The organism is Ruegeria sp. SATB027 (genome assembly GCF_059613825.1).
Window position 1 is genome coordinate 13,777 of the sequence record NZ_JBXWTH010000031.1, and the last position, 15,716, is coordinate 29,492.

The 15,716-nt window shown below is 58.0% G+C and carries 18 protein-coding genes; 5 read left to right on the forward strand and 13 right to left on the reverse strand.

Going from position 1 to position 15,716, the window contains the following annotated elements; genetic code table 11:
- Positions 1-3 precede the first annotated feature (3 nt).
- The gene (locus AC2FPW_RS07225; RefSeq protein WP_496813016.1) at positions 4-1,017 is read right to left on the reverse strand and encodes a hypothetical protein; all 1,014 of its coding nucleotides are present in this window, start codon (positions 1,015-1,017) and stop codon (positions 4-6) included.
- A gap of 148 nt (positions 1,018-1,165) precedes the next feature.
- Between AC2FPW_RS07225 and AC2FPW_RS07230 the strand changes: the two genes are divergently transcribed.
- Together AC2FPW_RS07230 and AC2FPW_RS07235 are read left to right on the forward strand one after the other, a co-directional pair.
- Complete coding sequence (locus AC2FPW_RS07230) at positions 1,166-2,101, forward strand: DMT family transporter (protein ID WP_496813017.1); 936 nt, start codon at positions 1,166-1,168, stop codon at positions 2,099-2,101.
- A 268-nt stretch (positions 2,102-2,369) separates the two neighbouring features.
- Positions 2,370-3,143, forward strand: coding sequence for a Hint domain-containing protein (locus tag AC2FPW_RS07235; protein ID WP_496813019.1), 774 nt, complete (start codon positions 2,370-2,372; stop codon positions 3,141-3,143).
- Positions 3,144-3,199: 56 nt separating this feature from the next.
- Here AC2FPW_RS07235 and AC2FPW_RS07240 read toward each other — a convergent pair whose 3' ends face one another.
- From AC2FPW_RS07240 to AC2FPW_RS07275, 8 genes are all read right to left on the reverse strand, one after another.
- Positions 3,200-5,401, reverse strand: coding sequence for a 3-hydroxyacyl-CoA dehydrogenase NAD-binding domain-containing protein (locus tag AC2FPW_RS07240; protein ID WP_496813020.1), 2,202 nt, complete (start codon positions 5,399-5,401; stop codon positions 3,200-3,202).
- On the reverse strand, positions 5,394-5,882 hold the full coding sequence (locus tag AC2FPW_RS07245) for a cupin domain-containing protein (protein WP_267364657.1): 489 nt from the start codon (positions 5,880-5,882) through the stop codon (positions 5,394-5,396). The genes AC2FPW_RS07240 and AC2FPW_RS07245 overlap by 8 nt, the downstream gene beginning before the upstream one ends.
- Positions 5,882-7,093 (reverse strand): acetyl-CoA C-acetyltransferase, encoded by a 1,212-nt coding sequence (locus AC2FPW_RS07250; protein WP_496813022.1) that lies wholly within the window; start codon positions 7,091-7,093, stop codon positions 5,882-5,884. The genes AC2FPW_RS07245 and AC2FPW_RS07250 overlap by 1 nt, the downstream gene beginning before the upstream one ends.
- A gap of 11 nt (positions 7,094-7,104) precedes the next feature.
- Positions 7,105-7,743: a glutathione S-transferase family protein gene (locus AC2FPW_RS07255; protein ID WP_480485168.1), complete on the reverse strand. Its 639-nt coding sequence runs from the start codon at positions 7,741-7,743 to the stop codon at positions 7,105-7,107.
- A gap of 279 nt (positions 7,744-8,022) precedes the next feature.
- Positions 8,023-8,235, reverse strand: a complete 213-nt coding sequence (locus tag AC2FPW_RS07260) for a hypothetical protein (RefSeq protein WP_209503252.1) — start codon at positions 8,233-8,235, stop codon at positions 8,023-8,025.
- A gap of 55 nt (positions 8,236-8,290) precedes the next feature.
- Positions 8,291-10,072 carry an acyl-CoA dehydrogenase C-terminal domain-containing protein gene (locus AC2FPW_RS07265; protein WP_496813023.1) on the reverse strand — a complete coding sequence of 594 codons (1,782 nt, stop codon included), beginning with the start codon at positions 10,070-10,072 and terminating at the stop codon, positions 8,291-8,293.
- Positions 10,073-10,114: 42 nt separating this feature from the next.
- Entirely contained in the window at positions 10,115-10,516 is a 402-nt protein-coding gene (locus tag AC2FPW_RS07270) for a MerR family transcriptional regulator (protein ID WP_209503256.1), read from the reverse strand.
- A 270-nt stretch (positions 10,517-10,786) separates the two neighbouring features.
- On the reverse strand, positions 10,787-11,155 hold the full coding sequence (locus tag AC2FPW_RS07275) for a MerR family transcriptional regulator (protein WP_496813025.1): 369 nt from the start codon (positions 11,153-11,155) through the stop codon (positions 10,787-10,789).
- Between the two features lie 115 nt (positions 11,156-11,270).
- Between AC2FPW_RS07275 and AC2FPW_RS07280 the strand changes: the two genes are divergently transcribed.
- The 3 genes from AC2FPW_RS07280 to AC2FPW_RS07290 are packed head-to-tail and all read left to right on the forward strand — an operon-like array spanning position 11,271 to position 13,529.
- On the forward strand, positions 11,271-11,690 hold the full coding sequence (locus AC2FPW_RS07280) for a PaaI family thioesterase (RefSeq protein ID WP_496813026.1): 420 nt from the start codon (positions 11,271-11,273) through the stop codon (positions 11,688-11,690).
- A 1-nt stretch (position 11,691) separates the two neighbouring features.
- Positions 11,692-12,210 carry a PaaI family thioesterase gene (locus AC2FPW_RS07285; RefSeq protein WP_480485172.1) on the forward strand — a complete coding sequence of 173 codons (519 nt, stop codon included), beginning with the start codon at positions 11,692-11,694 and terminating at the stop codon, positions 12,208-12,210.
- Between the two features lie 2 nt (positions 12,211-12,212).
- Positions 12,213-13,529 (forward strand): MATE family efflux transporter, encoded by a 1,317-nt coding sequence (locus AC2FPW_RS07290; RefSeq protein ID WP_496813028.1) that lies wholly within the window; start codon positions 12,213-12,215, stop codon positions 13,527-13,529.
- Here AC2FPW_RS07290 and arsC read toward each other — a convergent pair.
- From arsC to AC2FPW_RS07310, 4 genes are read right to left on the reverse strand one after another with little or no spacing between them, the layout of a single operon-like run.
- Positions 13,526-13,867, reverse strand: a complete 342-nt coding sequence (arsC, locus tag AC2FPW_RS07295; protein WP_496813029.1) for an arsenate reductase (glutaredoxin) — start codon at positions 13,865-13,867, stop codon at positions 13,526-13,528. The two genes, AC2FPW_RS07290 and arsC, sit on opposite strands and share 4 nt — an antisense overlap.
- On the reverse strand, positions 13,864-14,922 hold the full coding sequence (locus tag AC2FPW_RS07300; RefSeq protein ID WP_496813030.1) for a quinone-dependent dihydroorotate dehydrogenase: 1,059 nt from the start codon (positions 14,920-14,922) through the stop codon (positions 13,864-13,866). The genes arsC and AC2FPW_RS07300 overlap by 4 nt, the downstream gene beginning before the upstream one ends.
- Positions 14,919-15,350: a DUF1330 domain-containing protein gene (locus AC2FPW_RS07305; protein ID WP_496813031.1), complete on the reverse strand. Its 432-nt coding sequence runs from the start codon at positions 15,348-15,350 to the stop codon at positions 14,919-14,921. The genes AC2FPW_RS07300 and AC2FPW_RS07305 overlap by 4 nt, the downstream gene beginning before the upstream one ends.
- Complete coding sequence (locus AC2FPW_RS07310; protein ID WP_496813032.1) at positions 15,347-15,685, reverse strand: DUF952 domain-containing protein; 339 nt, start codon at positions 15,683-15,685, stop codon at positions 15,347-15,349. Before AC2FPW_RS07310 ends, AC2FPW_RS07305 begins: the two co-directional genes overlap by 4 nt.
- Positions 15,686-15,716: the final 31 nt, after the last annotated feature.

The following is a 15,716-nucleotide window of genomic DNA, read 5'->3' on the forward strand; positions in this document are numbered from 1 at the left end:
GGTTTATTCGCCGCAAATATTCTGTAGCCGGACCCAGTCACGGTCCGGCAGCACCTGTTCCAGTACCCTTCCCGCCATCGGATCCGCTTCGATCAGGCCAAGAACGGTTTCGCCGGTCACATCACGGGCATAGGCGTAGGGGGTTGAGGGAAGCGCGCTTTGCGAGAACATCGCCAGCAAGTCGTCGTCAGAAATGGCCGGACGAGGCTGTGACAGGACCTGCTCGGTATATGTGTCGATAATCTCGGGCGTCAGCCCACCGGTTGTCAGCAGCCTAAAGGCCGAGGTCGCGCCGGTTCTGTCCAGAAGGTCATCCAGCGGGTCCCAATGCGCGGCCCGCGCCCGTTCCGCAATCACATAGCCCGCTGCAACGGCAGGATCTTCGTAATCTTCTACCAAAGCACGGCTTAGCAGGACCGTGCCGCCAGGCAGGCTGAGGCTGTCCTGAACGCCTGCTGGCAGAATGATGATCTGCCGTACGCCCGTGCGCCGGGCCAATTGTTCCAGTGAATCCCGTGCATCCCGCGACGTACAGGCCTGGCCCGAGACGCGCTCGATCCGATGCAGGATCATATCGCCGATCTCTTGCCGCTTGACCTGGGGCACGACCGAGACAACGTGGTTTTGCAGTGCACCCGGCAGCCAGAACAGCAACAGGGCCAGCACGGCGGCCACGACGCCTCCGACACTCAGCCAGCGCAAACGCCCCGGGTGGGGGCGGGACCGATCAATAGCGCGCTGCAATCGGTCGATCGCTTCAAGCATCGTGGTTTCGGATTCGGCCAGCTCAAGCGTTTCATCCGGGTCACCGTCCGGGTTGAATATGGCCGGAAAGGAACCGGGGTTCTGGCGTTCAAGTGCCGCCAGCGACCAATGGGTCAGCGCCCTGTCATTGAAATCGGAAATGGTCAGGGTGGCTTCACCGATAGACACCACAACCTCGCGCCGCTGTTCATCGGGCGAGGGGCGCCACAGACCGGTGGCTTCGATCCGCTGGTACTGTTTCAGGGCCGTCATCTGGGTGGGTCTGCTCGAATTTGTTTTGCTGAAGCTTAGCATGGTGAAATCGCAGGGCGCAAACCTGTTGCGCAGTCATTACGAATTGTGCTGGATACCCGAAAGGATCGAGACTGTCGGTCCACGATCACAATCAGGACACGACTTCATGCAGGCGCATTCTTCGTCGTCTGCTGTGCTGGCTTCGGCCCTGATGGTCAGTGCGATGGCAATTATCGGCGTTATCGACAATGTTGTGATCCTTTTGGCTGAAACCGTCGGGCTGTGGCAGTTCCATCTGACCCGTGCGCTTTTGATGCTGCCGCTGATCGTCGGCCTGTCGTTTCTGGGGCTGGGCAGGTTGAGGCCCGTGCGGTGGGGCCCTGTCATCTTGCGCAGCGTTTTGATTACCATGGCAATGTTGTTCTATTTTGCATCCCTTGCCATGATGCCAATTGCACAGGCGCTGGCAGGGTTGTTCACCTCACCGATTTTCGTGCTGCTGATCTCCGCTCTGGTGCTCAGGCAACCAATAGGGCCGTGGCGCATACTGGCCGTGCTGATTGGATTTACCGGCATCCTTCTGGTGTTGCAGCCAAACCCCAGCGATTTCGACCTGCGCACACTGGTGCCCGTGGCCGCGGGGTTTTTCTATGCCCTCAGTTCGATTCTCACGCGTACGCATTGTTCTCAGGAAAGCACTGTGGCCATGCTGGCCGTCATGGTCATTACGCTGGGTTTGGCAGGTGCGATGGGGCTCACGTTCCTGACAATCGCGCCGGTTGTTACGGCAGACGGTGCCGAGGGGTTTGTTACGCGTGGGTGGGTCTGGGATATGGGGCCTGCCATACCGTGGTTGGTTACTCAGGCTGTCGGTTCAACAATCGCGGTTTTCATGCTGATCAAGGCGTATCAGGTAGGCGAGCCGTCTTATGTGGCGGTGTTCGAGTATTCTGTCATGATCTTCGGCCCGCTCTTCGCTTTTGTGGCCTTTGGGCAAACCATTGGCGCCTTTCAGATTTCGGGCATCCTTATGATTGCGGCAGCGGGTCTGTTGCTGGGGTGGCGCGCCAGCCGATCCTCTGAACAGCAAAAAGTCGCCTGACGCTATTGGGTCGTATGCACGCCTAAGCCACACCGTTTCGTTACTTCCGTATCCGGTGAAACGCCGTGGATTCGGTGGATCGACAAAAGGCATTCGTTTCAGAAATGGCAAAAATGTCGGATGAGAGTCCTGGAGTGTCCACGAAAACCATCGGCAATTACGCGGAGTTGGTCAAAATTGGGCGCAAATATGTCTGAAATGTGACGGGCTGGATTTTTGGTGTTAGCTCATTGGCATAAATGTTTTGTGCCAAAAGGGGGTAAGGCACGTGTCCGAAGTAACAAGTATTTCTGTTTATCTGGATCAGCTGCCAGAAGTTGATCGAACCAACAAAAAACAGGCGGTAAATGCGCGCCGTGGCGGGTTTTTGCACGGCACCAAGATCGCCACGACTGCCGGGTGGAAGCCGGTCGAACGGATCACGGTAGGTGATCTGGTTCGAACCCTCGATCACGGGTTCAAAGAGGTGCGGCGCATCTCGATAAGCGTTGTCGTCATTCCGGCCGATGAACGCCGGGTCGAATTCCTGCCGGTCCTCGTGCCTGCCCGCGCCGTATATAACGGGCGACCTGTCTGGTTGATGCCCGAACAGGGCATGGCGCTGAACCTGTCCCGGATCAATGTCACGGCCGATGCGCCTTCGGTGGTGCCCGCGCGTTTGCTGAACGGTGCCGGTCGCCTGACGTCACAGGCACCGGGGTCGTCTTTTGAAGTGTTTTCCCTGTTTTTTGATGATGATCAGGTGATCTTTGTCGAAGGCGGATTGCAGGCTTATTGCGCGTCCGGTCGCTTCAATATGCGCGGCGCAACGACAGGAACACGGTATGAAGTCGCGACCGAAGAGGTCGCCTCCGACCTGATCCATACACTTATAAGCAGGGGTGATATGTCGGCCCTTGCCAACCCATTGGGTGCGCTGCCTGCACTCATTCCCCAGGAACCGATATTTCCGATCCGCCCGCCATTTGGGGTCAGGCGACCGGGTCGACCGGGACGCCCAAGCGCGCCGGTTCTGTTCCTGCGGCCCGAATGGCAGATCTAACCAAACACTGACAAGAACGATGCGGGCGCATGGTGACATGCGCCCGCATCATTGGATTAAGCGGCCTTTGCTTCGGGGTTGAAGCGACCGTAGAAGCTCTGACCTTTTTCTGCCATCTCGCGCAGCAGTGGCGGGCAGGCAAAGCGTTCACCGTATGTCTCGGCCAATTGATCACAACGCTCGGCCGCATAGGGTGTGCCGATGATGTCCAGCCAGCTGAACGGACCACCCGACCACGGGGCAAAGCCCCAGCCCAGAATTGCACCGACATCGCCCTCGCGGATGTCTTCCAGAACACCCTCTTCCAGTGCGCGGACGGCTTCCAGAACCTGAGCAAACATCAGACGTTCCTGCACTTCGATCAGGTCAGGCTGGTCATCGGCAAGCGGATACTTCTCTTGCAGGCCCTTCCAGTATTCGACGCGCTTGCCCTTCTCGTCATAGTCGAAGAATCCGGCATTTGCCTTGCGACCCAGACGGCCCTGTTCCTCCATCCAGAAGATCAGATCGTCCGAGGGGCTTTCCGGATAGGCATCGCCCATCGCCGCCTTTGTCGCGCGGGCGATCTTGGCACCCAGATCAATCGAGGTTTCGTCGGTCAGCTGGATCGGGCCGACCGGGAAACCCAATTGCCGCGCGGCATTGTCGATCAAAATGGGGCTGACGCCTTCAGTGACCATGCGCGCACCTTCGTTAATGTATGGAATGATGCAGCGGTTTGCGTAGAAGAAACGCGCATCGTTGACCACGATCGGGGTCTTGCGGATCTGACGCACATAGTCCAGCGCCTTGGCCACTGCACGATCCCCGGTTTCCTTGCCCTTGATGATCTCGACCAGGAACATCTTTTCGACCGGTGAGAAGAAGTGGATGCCGATGAACTGGTCAGCCCGTACCGAGGCTTTGGCCAGATCGCTGATCGGCAAGGTCGAGGTATTCGACGCAAAGATACAGTCTTCGGGGATGATCGCCTCGACCTTCTTGGTCATCTCAGCCTTGACGCCCATGTCTTCAAAGACCGCTTCGATGATCAGATCGCAGCCTTTGAGGTTGTCCAAATCCGGCGTCGCTGTGATGCGACCCAGCATAGACTCTTTTTTCTCAGCCGTGACCTTGCCGCGCTTCATGCCTTTGTCCAGGTAGGTCTCGGTATAGGCTTTGCCTTTGTCGGCAGCCTCCTGATCGCGGTCGATCAGAACCACTTCCATACCGGCCTGCGCCGATACCAGAGCGATACCAGCCCCCATCATGCCTGCGCCCAGAACGCCGATCTTCTTGACGGACTGATCCGGAACACCGGCGGGGCGCACGGCACCTTTTTCCAGTGCTTCCTTGTTCAGGAACAGCGATCGGATCATCGCACCAGACGACGGGTTCATCAGCACGGACGTGAACCAGCGCGCTTCGATTTTCAGCGCGGTGTCGAAATCGACCAGAGCGCCTTCGTAAACTGCGCTCAGCAGAGCCTTGGCTGCCGGGAAGGCCCCTTGGGTCTTGCCATTCACCATCGCCGACGCGCCAACGAAGTTCATGAAGCCTGCGGGATGATAGGGGGCGCCACCAGGCATTTTATAACCCTTCGCGTCCCAAGGCTTGACCAGATCGGCGTCCTTGGCGCTCAGCACCCATTCCCTGGCTGCTGCCATTGGATCGGCTGCGATTTCGTCGATATAGCCTGCGCCTTTGGCTTTCTTGACGTCCAGCATTTTGCCTTCCAGCAACAGCGGAGCCGCCGCAATGGCGCCAACTTTGCGGACCATACGGGTGGTGCCGCCCGCGCCAGGGAAGATGCCGACCATGATCTCGGGCAGGCCGTACTTTGCCTTTGGGTTTTCGGCCGCAAAGATACGATGGGTAGACAGGGGCAGTTCCATACCGATGCCCGCAGCGGTCCCGGGCAGAACGGTAGCAATCGGCTTGCCGCCTTTCTTGGTCTTGGGGTCCATACCCGCCAGTTCGATCTTGCGCAGCAGGGCGTGCATTTTCATCGTGCCCTCGAACAGACCCTTGGCCGGATTGTCGCCCGCCTGTTCTTTCATCACCGCCAGCAGGTTCAGGTCCATGCCGCCTGCAAATGACCCTTCTTTGCCCGAAGTAACAATGATGCCTTTCACCTCATCGTCGGCCAGCGCCTGATCGATGCAATCGCTCAATTCTGCCAGCCCGTCAAAGGACATCACGTTCATGGTCTTCCCGGGCACGTCCCAGGTGATCGTGGCGACGCCGTCTGCGTCTTTGCTCAGAGTGAAATCAGTCATTGTCATCTCCAATCTGGTCAGCCGTCAGCGGGCTGCCATCCTTGCGGGTGAAGGAGAATCCGTTCTCATCAACCTTCACCATCATGTCCATGTCGCTGTAATAGCCGGTCTCGGTCGGGGTCCGTGTGCCCACCACCAGAAAGGTCATGGGCGCATCGGTGTTGTTCACAAGGTGATGGCCGTTGGCCTCACCTGCGGGCCAGGCGGCGCAATCGCCGGGCTGCATCTCGTGCTCGCCATCATCATCAACCAGCGTGCACGAGCCGCTGAGGATGATGGCAAACTCGTCCTGCTTCATGTGGTAATGGCGCAGCGATGACAGGCCCTGCGGATCCAGCCGCACGATGTTGACCCCGTATTGGGTCAGCCCGCCCGCATCGCCCACGCGCTGCGCAAAGCGACCTGTGGTCGCTTCGGCCAGCTTGCCGGGATAGGCCGAGCCGCCCTGAAACGGGATCTGAGAAAGATCCAGCTTAGGCATCAGACACGCTCGATAATGGTAGCCGCACCCATGCCGGATGCAATGCAAAGCGTGGCCAGACCGGTTTCCTTGTCCTGACGCTCAAGTTCATCCAGCAGCGTACCGATAATCATCGCACCCGTGGCACCCAGCGGGTGACCCATCGCGATCGAGCCGCCGTTGACGTTGACCAGTGCGGGATCGACATCAAATGCCTGCTGGAACCGCAGCACGACCGAGGCGAAAGCTTCGTTCACTTCAAACAGGTCCAGATCGCTGATCTTCATGCCATTGTCGGCCAAAATCTTCTCGGTCACCGGAACCGGGCCAGTCAGCATGATGGTCGGATCAGTGCCAATCTTGGCGGTTGCTTTGATGCGGGCACGCGGCTTGAGGCCGTATTTCTCGCCAAATTCCTTGTTGCCGATCAGAACAGCAGCGGCTCCGTCCACGATGCCCGAGCTGTTGCCGGCATGGTGGATGTGGTTCACGCGCTCAAGATGGGGGTATTTCAGCATCGCAACCTTGTCGAAGCCAGGCATCTGCTCGCCCATTATAGCGAATGACGGGTTCAAAGCGCCGAGGCTTTGCATATCGGTGCCCGGACGCATGTATTCATCGCGGTCCAGAATGGTCAGACCGTTCTGATCCTTGACGGTGATCACGGATTTCTCGAACCGGTTGTCGGCCCAGGCTTCCGCAGCACGTCTTTGCGATTCAACCGCCAGCGCATCCGCGTCATCACGGGTAAAGCCATACTCGGTCGCGATGATGTCGGCCGAGATGCCCTGAGGCACGAAATAGGTCTCCATCGCCAGCGAGGGGTCAACAGCGATTGCTGCACCGTCGCTGCCCATGGCCACGCGACCCATCATCTCGACACCGCCCGCAATATAGGCATCGCCCGCGCCGCCTTTCACTTGGTTTGCGGCCAGGTTTACGGCCTCCATGCCCGAGGCGCAGAAACGGTTGATCGCGAGACCCGGGATCGACTGGTCGAGGTCGGATGCCAGAACGGCCGAGCGCGCAAGACAGCCGCCTTGCTCCATCACTTGCGTGACGTTTCCCCAGATCACGTCTTCGACGGCGTGACCTTCCAGGTTGTTGCGCTCTTTCATCGCGTTCAGGGTCAGGGCGGACAGGCGCACCGAGGTTACCTCGTGCAGGCTGCCATCCTTGCGGCCCTTGCCGCGCGGCGTGCGCAGGGCGTCATAGATATAGGCTTCGGTCATGGGTCTTCTCCTCAAGCTCGATCCGACGGGTTGCCGGGCATCAGGTCATAGGGGTGTTTCCAGCCGGGCTGTTCGGACAAGCGGGTCAGCCAGGCGTCGATATGGGGCCAGTCGGCAAGGTCAAAGCCAAATGGTTCAGGGTAATACAGATAACCACAGCAGCTAAGGTCGGCGTTGGTCACACCATCACCAACGATCCAGTCGCGACCATCCAGGTGGTTGTTCAGGATTTCATAAGCCGCCTTCAAACGTCCTTTATTGAATGCAATGACATCAGGGTTGCGGTGCTGCTCGGGTAGGAAATTGATCAGGAACCGCGTCAAACCTGCCATTGAGCTGAGTTTGTGATTGTCCCACAAAACCCAACGCAGAATATCGTAGTCTTCTTCCCGGTCCTTGCCACCGAACTTGCCGGATTTCTCCGTGACATAGGCCTGAATCGCACCGGATTGGCTGGTGTGAAAATCTCCATCGACCAGAACTGGTGCTTCACCCAACTCGTTTACGTCAGCACGATATTCCGGCGTGCGGGTTACACCTTTGAAGAAATCGACAAAGACCGGTTCCCACTCCAAACCGGACATTTCCAGAGCCAAAGCAGCCTTGTAGCTGTTTCCACTTTCTCCGAAGCAATGAAGTTTGATGGTCATGTGCTCGCCCCTCCCAAGGCGCATGTGGCTAGGCCGGATTTGAGTATTTTTGAAAAGATGAAGGGCAGTAGGTAACGTTTCATCAACCATCTTCGTATTCAGTGGTCGTGCGGTACAGGCTGGAGAGCCGATGACCGCAAAAGGTGAAGTCGTTCCTGTCCTGATGGCGAGTGTGCCCGGTGGCAGGGACGCATCGCCGCTTCATCTTTTCACAAATACTCCCGCCGGAGGCGTCCGGCATTTAAATTAAAGTCGCCGTTGAGTTTTCTCCGCAGCAGTTCACCTCTTCCGTGCCTCAAGTTCGGAATTGAAGATGCGCAGGCGGTGGGTCAGGTTCTCCTCATCAATCACGCTGTTGAAATTCTCGAACAAGAAAGACAGCGCCTCACCTTCGTCCAGACCGGCATCACGCGCGAACGCCTTGAGTTTGCGATACCCATCTTCAGTCATCGCAACCGGAAAGCGGCGGGTCAGGCGAAAACGTTTTGGCATTTGGTCTCCTCCGGTAAGCTGGGTCCGGGCGGTGTTGCCCGGACCCAGACTGAGATCAGAAGTTCGCCGCGTCCAGTGCCATTACCGTGTCCGCGCCGGTCTGGATTCGCGCCAGATGCATCGATGTCGCGGGAAGGCGGCGGGCCATGTAGAAACGGCCGGTGGTAATCTTGGTCTCGTAGAATTCTTTGTCCGAGGCTCCACCATCCAGCGCTTCCTGAGCCGCTTTCGCCATTTGCGCCCACATCAGGCCCAGGCAAACATGGCCGAACATGTGCATAAAGTCATAGGAACCGGACAATGCGTTATTCGGGTTCTTCATGCCTTCCTGCATGAAATACATGCCAGCGGCCTGCAAATCCTTGGATGCGGCTTTCAGCGGTTCGATGAACGCCTTGTCGTATGCTTCGTTCTGGCCCGCGTTTTCCTTGCAGAAGGTTTTGACCATCTCGAAGAACGCCATGACGTGCTTGCCGCCATCCTGCGCCAGCTTGCGACCCACAAGGTCAAGCGCCTGAACGCCATTTGCACCTTCGTAGATCATCGCGATGCGGGCGTCGCGGGTATATTGCGACATGCCCCATTCTTCGATGTAGCCGTGGCCGCCATAAACCTGCTGCGCCTGAACGGTCATGTCGTAGCCTTCGTCGGTCAGAAACCCTTTGATGACCGGGGTCAGCAGCGAGATCAGCCCGTCCGCATCCTTGTCTCCCGCGCGGTGCGCCTTGTCGATCATGGTCGCGCCCCAAAGGATGAACGCGCGCGCGCCTTCGGTAAAGCTTTTCTGATCCATCAGGTTGCGACGGATATCAGGATGCACGATCAGAGGATCGGCCGGACCATCCGGGTTCTTGACACCGGTCACATCGCGACCCTGCAAACGGTCCTTGGCGTATTCCAGAGCATTCTGATAGGCCGCTTCGGCTTGCGACAGGCCCTGCATGCCCACACCCAGACGCGCTTCGTTCATCATGGTGAACATGGCGCGCATGCCCTTGTGCTCTTCGCCCAGCAGCCAGCCGGTGGCTTCGTCATAGTTCATGACGCAGGTCGAGTTGCCGTGGATGCCCATTTTCTCTTCGATCTTGCCGACCGATACGCCGTTGCGCTCGCCCAGGCTGCCGTCTTCGTTCACAATGAACTTGGGCACAATGAACAGCGACACGCCTTTGATGCCCTCGGGGCCACCTGGGATCTTGGCCAGCACCAGGTGGACGATGTTGTTTGCCATGTCGTGGTCGCCAGCCGAGATAAAGATCTTCTGGCCGGAGATCTTGTAGCTTCCGTCACCCTGCGGTTCTGCTTTGGTGCGCATCAGGCCCAGATCGGTGCCACAATGCGGTTCGGTCAGGTTCATGGTACCGGTCCATTCGCAGCTGACCATGTTGGGCAGGTACTTGTTCTTCTGCTCGTCTGTCCCGTGCGCCAGAATGGCCGAGGCCGCGCCGTGGGTCAGGCCCTGATACATTGTGAAAGCCTGGTTGGAGCCCGAGAACATCTCACCCACGGCTGTGCCGATCACGTAAGGCATGTTCTGGCCACCATACTCTTCCGGCATGTCAAGGCCAGTCCAGCCACCTTCCTTCATCTGCTCGAAGGCGTCCTTGAACCCGGTAGGGGTGTACACAATACCGTTTTCCAACCGGCACCCTTCGGTGTCGCCAACAACGTTCAAAGGATGCAGGACGTTGGTGGCAACCTTGCCTGCTTCTTCCAGAACTGCGCCGGTGAATTCGGCCTCCAGTTCGTCATAGCCGGGGATGTCCGACTGCGAGACTTTCAGAACATCGTGCAGAATGAACTGCATGTCTTTGGTTGGCGCGTTGTAAACGGGCATGTGAAGCTCCCTTAATTCATATGTCCGGAAGGCAGGGCGAGGTTACTCGGCCGCCTTCTTTTCCTGTTTCATCGAGGCGATGACTTTCTCGCCCCAGCGCAACTGCTCTTTCAGATCGTCGATGGCCTGCGTCAGCTCTTCACGGCGCGATTCCATGTCAGCCAGACGCTCGCACGCGATTTCATAAGTGCGATTCATCTGGGTGACCTGTTGATCGCCCACATGGTAGAGATCCAGCAGCTGTCGAATTTCCTCGAGGCTGAACCCGAATCTTTTGCCGCGCAGGATCAGCTTCAGCCGCGCCCGGTCACGTTTGGTGAACAGACGTTTTTGGCCTTCGCGGATCGGGAACAGTAGTTCCTTTGCCTCATAGAACCGCAAGGTGCGTGGTGTGACATCATAAGTCTCGCACATCTCGCGGATGGTCATCACATCTTCGGTCATTCGTCATACTCTCGTCACTGGCGTCATGAGACATGAGTTGCGCAGTTGGTGGGTGCTTTACAACATGTGAGTGACGTTTACGTAATCCAGACGCTGCGTCACTTTGAAGTTGACGTAACATCCGTGCACGTAAGGGGCTTTCGGCGTAATTTTGTTACCGTTACGTCAACTGATTTTCGGCATGAATAAACGGGTACCTTGAAGGGGATGCGCACCGGTTTTGACAGGTTCTGCCACCTGCAATGCTTGGTTATGAAATATCGGAAAAGGTTATTTCAGCGACTTGGCCGTTTGGTCGCGCAGGCTTTTGAGTTCGTCCATTGCCTCATCCAGCTGCTGTCTCTGCTGCTGAAGCTCACTCATCTGGCGGTCCGCCATTTCGACAAAGGTGGCCATCTGGGCCTCGTTTCCCTGATCTTCATAGATCAGTAGCCATTGGCGAATCTCTTCTAGAGGAAAACCAAACTTTCGGCCGCGCATGATCAGTTTCATCCGCGCGCATTCCCGGGCCCCGTAAAAGCGCGAACGCCCTTCGCGGTCCGGTTGCAAAAGCTCGATATATTCGTAGTAGCGCAGGGTGCGCGGCGTTACGTCAAACTCGGCGCACATTTCTTTGAATGACAAACGGTTGTTGGACATTCCCGGTCTCCTCGTCAGCAACCTAGGCGGTCCCGATCCCAAGCGCAACAGGTAGGCTTGCTCTTTACCGGAACACCGGCTCATAAAGGCGGTGCAGAGAACAGGACGCATACTTATGGTCGATAAGACAGTTTTAGCCCGCCAGTTTATCGAGGCGATCCCCCATGCGCGGGCATTGAACCTTACGCTCACGCAGATCGGCGAGGGTGAGGCAGAGATAACTCTGCCCTACAACAAAGACCTGATCGGGGATCCGCGTACAGGGGTGATTCATGGGGGAGCGATATCCACGATTCTGGACACCTGTTGTGGCGCTGCGGTGATGAGCCACCCATCGGCCCCCGGAGGAACCGCAACAATCGATCTGCGGATAGACTATATGCGCGCGGCGACGCCAGGTCAGACGATTACTGCACATGCCATCTGTCACCATATCACGCGAAACGTTGCCTTCGTGCGGGCCACCGCAATGGACAACGACACGGACCTGCCGGTGGCGACAGCCTCAGGGTCCTTTACGGTTGAAGGGAAGTAATATGCCAAGACCTCGTCCCGAGCCGATGCAAGTGGTCAAGCAGCGCCGCGATGCAGCCCTGCGTGCGCTTGTCGACGGCGTACCGTATATACGTTTCCTGAACATCAGTTTTGACAGGCGCGGGGATGAGCTGACCGGCGTTTTGAATTTCGATGACAAGCTGATCGGCAATCCATTTCTGCCTGCAATTCATGGCGGCGTGACCGCTGCTTTTTTGGAGGTGACGGCCGTTATCACGCTGAGCTGGGAACACATGTTCCCAAGTATTGAAAGCGGAAAGATCGATGCAGAGGCCATCGTGTCAGACGAAAGCATCCGGTTTCCCAAGACGATCGACTTTACCGTCGACTATCTGCGTTCGGGCTTGCCGCGAGACGCCTATGCGCGGGCATTTATCAGCCGGTCGGGGCGGCGTTACGCCTCGGTACGGGTTGAAGCCTGGCAGGACAATCATGCGAAACTGTTTGCGCAGGCCTCCGGGCATTTCCTGATGCCACAACCGCCTCGGGGCAAGAGCTGACCATGCAGGATGCCTCGGCGCCCATCACGCATCGACGGGTGCTGAAGATCGCTGTGCCGATTGTCTTGTCGAACGCCACCGTTCCGATTTTGGGGGCAGTTGATACCGGCGTTGTCGGCCAGTTGGGGCAGGCTGCGCCTATTGGTGCGGTCGGGATCGGTGCAGTGATCCTGTCAACGATCTACTGGATCTTCGGTTTCTTGCGGATGGGAACCACCGGGATGGCGGCGCAGGCACGCGGGGCAGGTGACGCTGTTGAAACCCGGGCATTGCTGATGCGCGGCCTGATGCTTGGCGGCGCGGCTGGGCTGTTCTTTATCCTTACACAAGTGGCCGTGTTTGCGGGTGCGTTCGCTTTATCTCCGGCAAGCCCCGAGGTCGAAACGCTGGCCCACGCCTATCTTGAGATTCGAATTTGGGGCGCGCCTGCCACTATCGCGCTTTATGCGGTTACCGGATGGTTGATTGCGGTTGAACGCACGCGCGGGGTTTTTGTTCTTCAGGTCTGGATGAACGGATTGAACATCGTTCTGGATCTATGGTTCGTGCTTGGTCTCGGCTGGGGTGTCGAAGGGGTTGCCATTGCCACTTTGATTGCGGAATGGACAGGTCTGGCGCTGGGCATTTGGCTGTGTCGGGATGGGTTCGAAGACGGAATCTGGCGCGACTGGGCCCGCATATTTGATGCCGCTCGGCTGCAACGGATGTTGCAGGTCAACGGCGATATCATGATCCGGTCGGTTTTGCTGACCGGATCCTTCACGACTTTTCTTTTCGTCGGTTCGGATCTGGGTGATGTCAATCTGGCGGCCAATCAGGTCTTGCTTCAGTTTCTAGAAGTCACAGCTTTCGCGCTGGACGGGTTCGCCTTTTCCGCCGAGGCTCTGGTCGGAAGCGCGGTGGGTGCCAGAGACAGGTATCAGGTGCGCCGCGCGTCTGTCATGACCTCGCAATGGGGTGTCGGGGGTGCCCTGTTACTGGGTGCGGTTTTCTTCGTCGCCGGACCCGCGTTGATCGACGTCATGTCGACCTCACCGCGGGTGCGTGAGGCGGGGCGCGAGTTTCTCGTATGGGCCGCGTTGGCACCCGTTATTGGCGTGGCAAGCTGGATGTTTGACGGAATCTACATAGGCGCCACCTGGACCCGGGCAATGCGCAGCGCGATGCTCCAATCGGTCACTATCTATCTGGTTGCGCTGTTTATTCTGGTGCCAAGCTTCGGAAATCACGGCCTGTGGGCCGCGTTGATGGTGCTTAATATCGCGCGCGGCGTGACTTTAGGATGGCGCTATCCCAAGCTCGAGGCGCAGGTGGCCTAGAGCAGCGCAAGAAGGTTTTCCGGTGGACGACCGATGGCGGCCTTATCCCCCGTAATGGCAAGCGGACGCTCAATCAGGATCGGATTGTCGGCCATGGCCTGGATCAGGGCGTCGTCTGGCGAAGCCTTTGTCAGCCTCAGTTCCTTGAACCGGGATTCTCCGGTACGCATCATCTCAACGGGCGAAAGCCCCAAGGCGGATTGTGCCGCTCGCAGCTCATCGATTGATGGTGCATCCTCAAGATATTTGCGCACCGTGACCCGTGCGCCATTCTCTTCCAGCAACGCAAGACCGGCGCGGGATTTTGAACAGCGCGGGTTGTGCCAATATTCGATCATAGCCAGTCCTCTCGTTTGCTGCCGACGGCTTGGGCTACATTCTCAATGCCGTCGCGGGCCAGCAGTTCATCGAGCCCGTTCGCAATGTCAGCCGCCAGAGAAATGCCGCCATACACCATCGCCGTATAGAACTGCACAGCAGATGCCCCGGCGCAGATCTTGGCATAGGCCTGTTCCGCATTGCTGATGCCACCCACGCCGATCAGGGGAATGTCACCCCAGGTCAACTGGCTGAGCCGCGCCAGAACACGTGTTGATTTCTCGAACAGCGGTGCGCCGGACAGTCCGCCGGTTTCACCTTTGTGCGAACTGCGCAACCCGTCACGCGACAGGGTGGTGTTGGTGGCGATCACGGCATCCACACGGGTCTCGCGCGCAACATCGGCAATGTCCTGCAACTCGGCATCGGTCAGGTCCGGCGCGATTTTCAGGAAGATGGGCAGTGGGCGAGGCAGCGCATCACGGGTTTCAATCACACCGTTCAAAAGCGCGCTTAGCGCAGCCTTGCCCTGCAAATCCCGCAGCTTTTCCGTATTCGGGGATGACACGTTGACCGTGGCAAAATCCAGATGCGCGGCACAATGCGCCAGCACCTTTACGAAATCACCCGCGCGATCCTCGCTGTCCTTGTTGGCGCCCAGATTCAGGCCGATCACCGCATTTTGGGGGCGATCAGCAAGCCGTTTTGCCATCACCTCCATGCCTTCGTTGTTAAAGCCAAAACGGTTGATCGCCGCCTTGTCCTCGGTCAGGCGAAACAGGCGTGGTTTGGGGTTTCCCGGTTGCGGGCGCGGTGTGACGGCCCCGACTTCGATGAAACCGAACCCTGCGCGCGACAGCGGTGTCAGAACTTCTCCGTTCTTGTCGAAGCCCGCGGCCAATCCTACCGGGTTAGGCAGGTCCAACCCGGCAAGGCTTGTTTTCAGGCGCGGCGTTGTCACCGGCCCCGGCGCAGGCGCAAGCCCCGCCTTCAAAGCCCTGATCGACATCCCGTGGGCGGTTTCGGGATCCATGCAGTGCAGGGCTGCAAGCCCGAATTTCTCGGTCAGTTTCATCCGAACGCTTTCCCGCTTTTGCTTGATCCGCACCGGATCAGGCGCGAGGTCTCTACCGCAGCCTGCCGATGGACCACCGCCGCCCGGTAGGCCGGGTCAGTCACCATTTCAAGAAACGCATATGCAGTCGGATAGCGCGCGATAAAGACGGCATCCCATACCTCATCAGCCGGTCCGATCAGTGTCGTTTCAAAGACACCCCGCCATAGGATGCTTGCCCCGATACGGCCAATGATTGGGGCGGTTTCAGTCCCGTATTTCTGATAGGCCTGCGCCCCGGTCAACCCTGCGCCCGCCAATTCATGTGATTTGGGATACTGCGCCTCGGCGCGGAACTTCACCAGATTGAGCATTTCGATCGGCTGGTCGCGGTCCAGGGCCTTGAACGCCTCGAATTGGGCGCGATCCGGATCGACATAAGATATCATACCATGTCCTCGGGGAACTGATGTGCCGTACCGTCAAAAGGCAGGGGTCGCGCCCAGACAACGTCGCTTAACCTGATCTGACGATACAGATGTGGAAACAGGGCGTCTCCTCGCGACACTTCCCATTTCAGGTCATCGCCCATGGCGTCGGCATCACAGGCCAACAGCGTAAGCCCTTCAACGCCCGCAAAATGCTTGGCAGCGGTTTCAGCAGCTTGTTCAGCGGTAGAAAAGTGAACAAACCCGTCTGACACGTCAATGGGTGCTCCGTCTGTGGCGCCCAGACTTTGCAGTTCAGCCCATTCGACGGCTCGGAAAATCTTGTAGATCAGCATGATGACCTGATGCCCCGCACGGCGCTTGGAA

Coding starts and splice junctions, on each gene's coding strand:
- AC2FPW_RS07305 (WP_496813031.1), bottom strand. CDS start 15,350: ATGATATCTTATGTCGATCCGGATCGCGCCCAATTCGAGGCGTTCAAG.
- AC2FPW_RS07245 (WP_267364657.1), bottom strand. CDS start 5,882: ATGCCTAAGCTGGATCTTTCTCAGATCCCGTTTCAGGGCGGCTCGGCC.
- AC2FPW_RS07310 (WP_496813032.1), bottom strand. CDS start 15,685: ATGCTGATCTACAAGATTTTCCGAGCCGTCGAATGGGCTGAACTGCAA.
- arsC (WP_496813029.1), bottom strand. CDS start 13,867: ATGATCGAATATTGGCACAACCCGCGCTGTTCAAAATCCCGCGCCGGT.
- AC2FPW_RS07250 (WP_496813022.1), bottom strand. CDS start 7,093: ATGACCGAAGCCTATATCTATGACGCCCTGCGCACGCCGCGCGGCAAG.
- AC2FPW_RS07275 (WP_496813025.1), bottom strand. CDS start 11,155: ATGTCCAACAACCGTTTGTCATTCAAAGAAATGTGCGCCGAGTTTGAC.
- AC2FPW_RS07240 (WP_496813020.1), bottom strand. CDS start 5,401: ATGACTGATTTCACTCTGAGCAAAGACGCAGACGGCGTCGCCACGATC.
- AC2FPW_RS07300 (WP_496813030.1), bottom strand. CDS start 14,922: ATGAAACTGACCGAGAAATTCGGGCTTGCAGCCCTGCACTGCATGGAT.
- AC2FPW_RS07270 (WP_209503256.1), bottom strand. CDS start 10,516: ATGACCGAAGATGTGATGACCATCCGCGAGATGTGCGAGACTTATGAT.
- AC2FPW_RS07230 (WP_496813017.1), top strand. CDS start 1,166: ATGCAGGCGCATTCTTCGTCGTCTGCTGTGCTGGCTTCGGCCCTGATG.
- AC2FPW_RS07280 (WP_496813026.1), top strand. CDS start 11,271: ATGGTCGATAAGACAGTTTTAGCCCGCCAGTTTATCGAGGCGATCCCC.
- AC2FPW_RS07265 (WP_496813023.1), bottom strand. CDS start 10,072: ATGCCCGTTTACAACGCGCCAACCAAAGACATGCAGTTCATTCTGCAC.
- AC2FPW_RS07260 (WP_209503252.1), bottom strand. CDS start 8,235: ATGCCAAAACGTTTTCGCCTGACCCGCCGCTTTCCGGTTGCGATGACT.
- AC2FPW_RS07285 (WP_480485172.1), top strand. CDS start 11,692: ATGCCAAGACCTCGTCCCGAGCCGATGCAAGTGGTCAAGCAGCGCCGC.
- AC2FPW_RS07225 (WP_496813016.1), bottom strand. CDS start 1,017: ATGACGGCCCTGAAACAGTACCAGCGGATCGAAGCCACCGGTCTGTGG.
- AC2FPW_RS07255 (WP_480485168.1), bottom strand. CDS start 7,743: ATGACCATCAAACTTCATTGCTTCGGAGAAAGTGGAAACAGCTACAAG.
- AC2FPW_RS07290 (WP_496813028.1), top strand. CDS start 12,213: ATGCAGGATGCCTCGGCGCCCATCACGCATCGACGGGTGCTGAAGATC.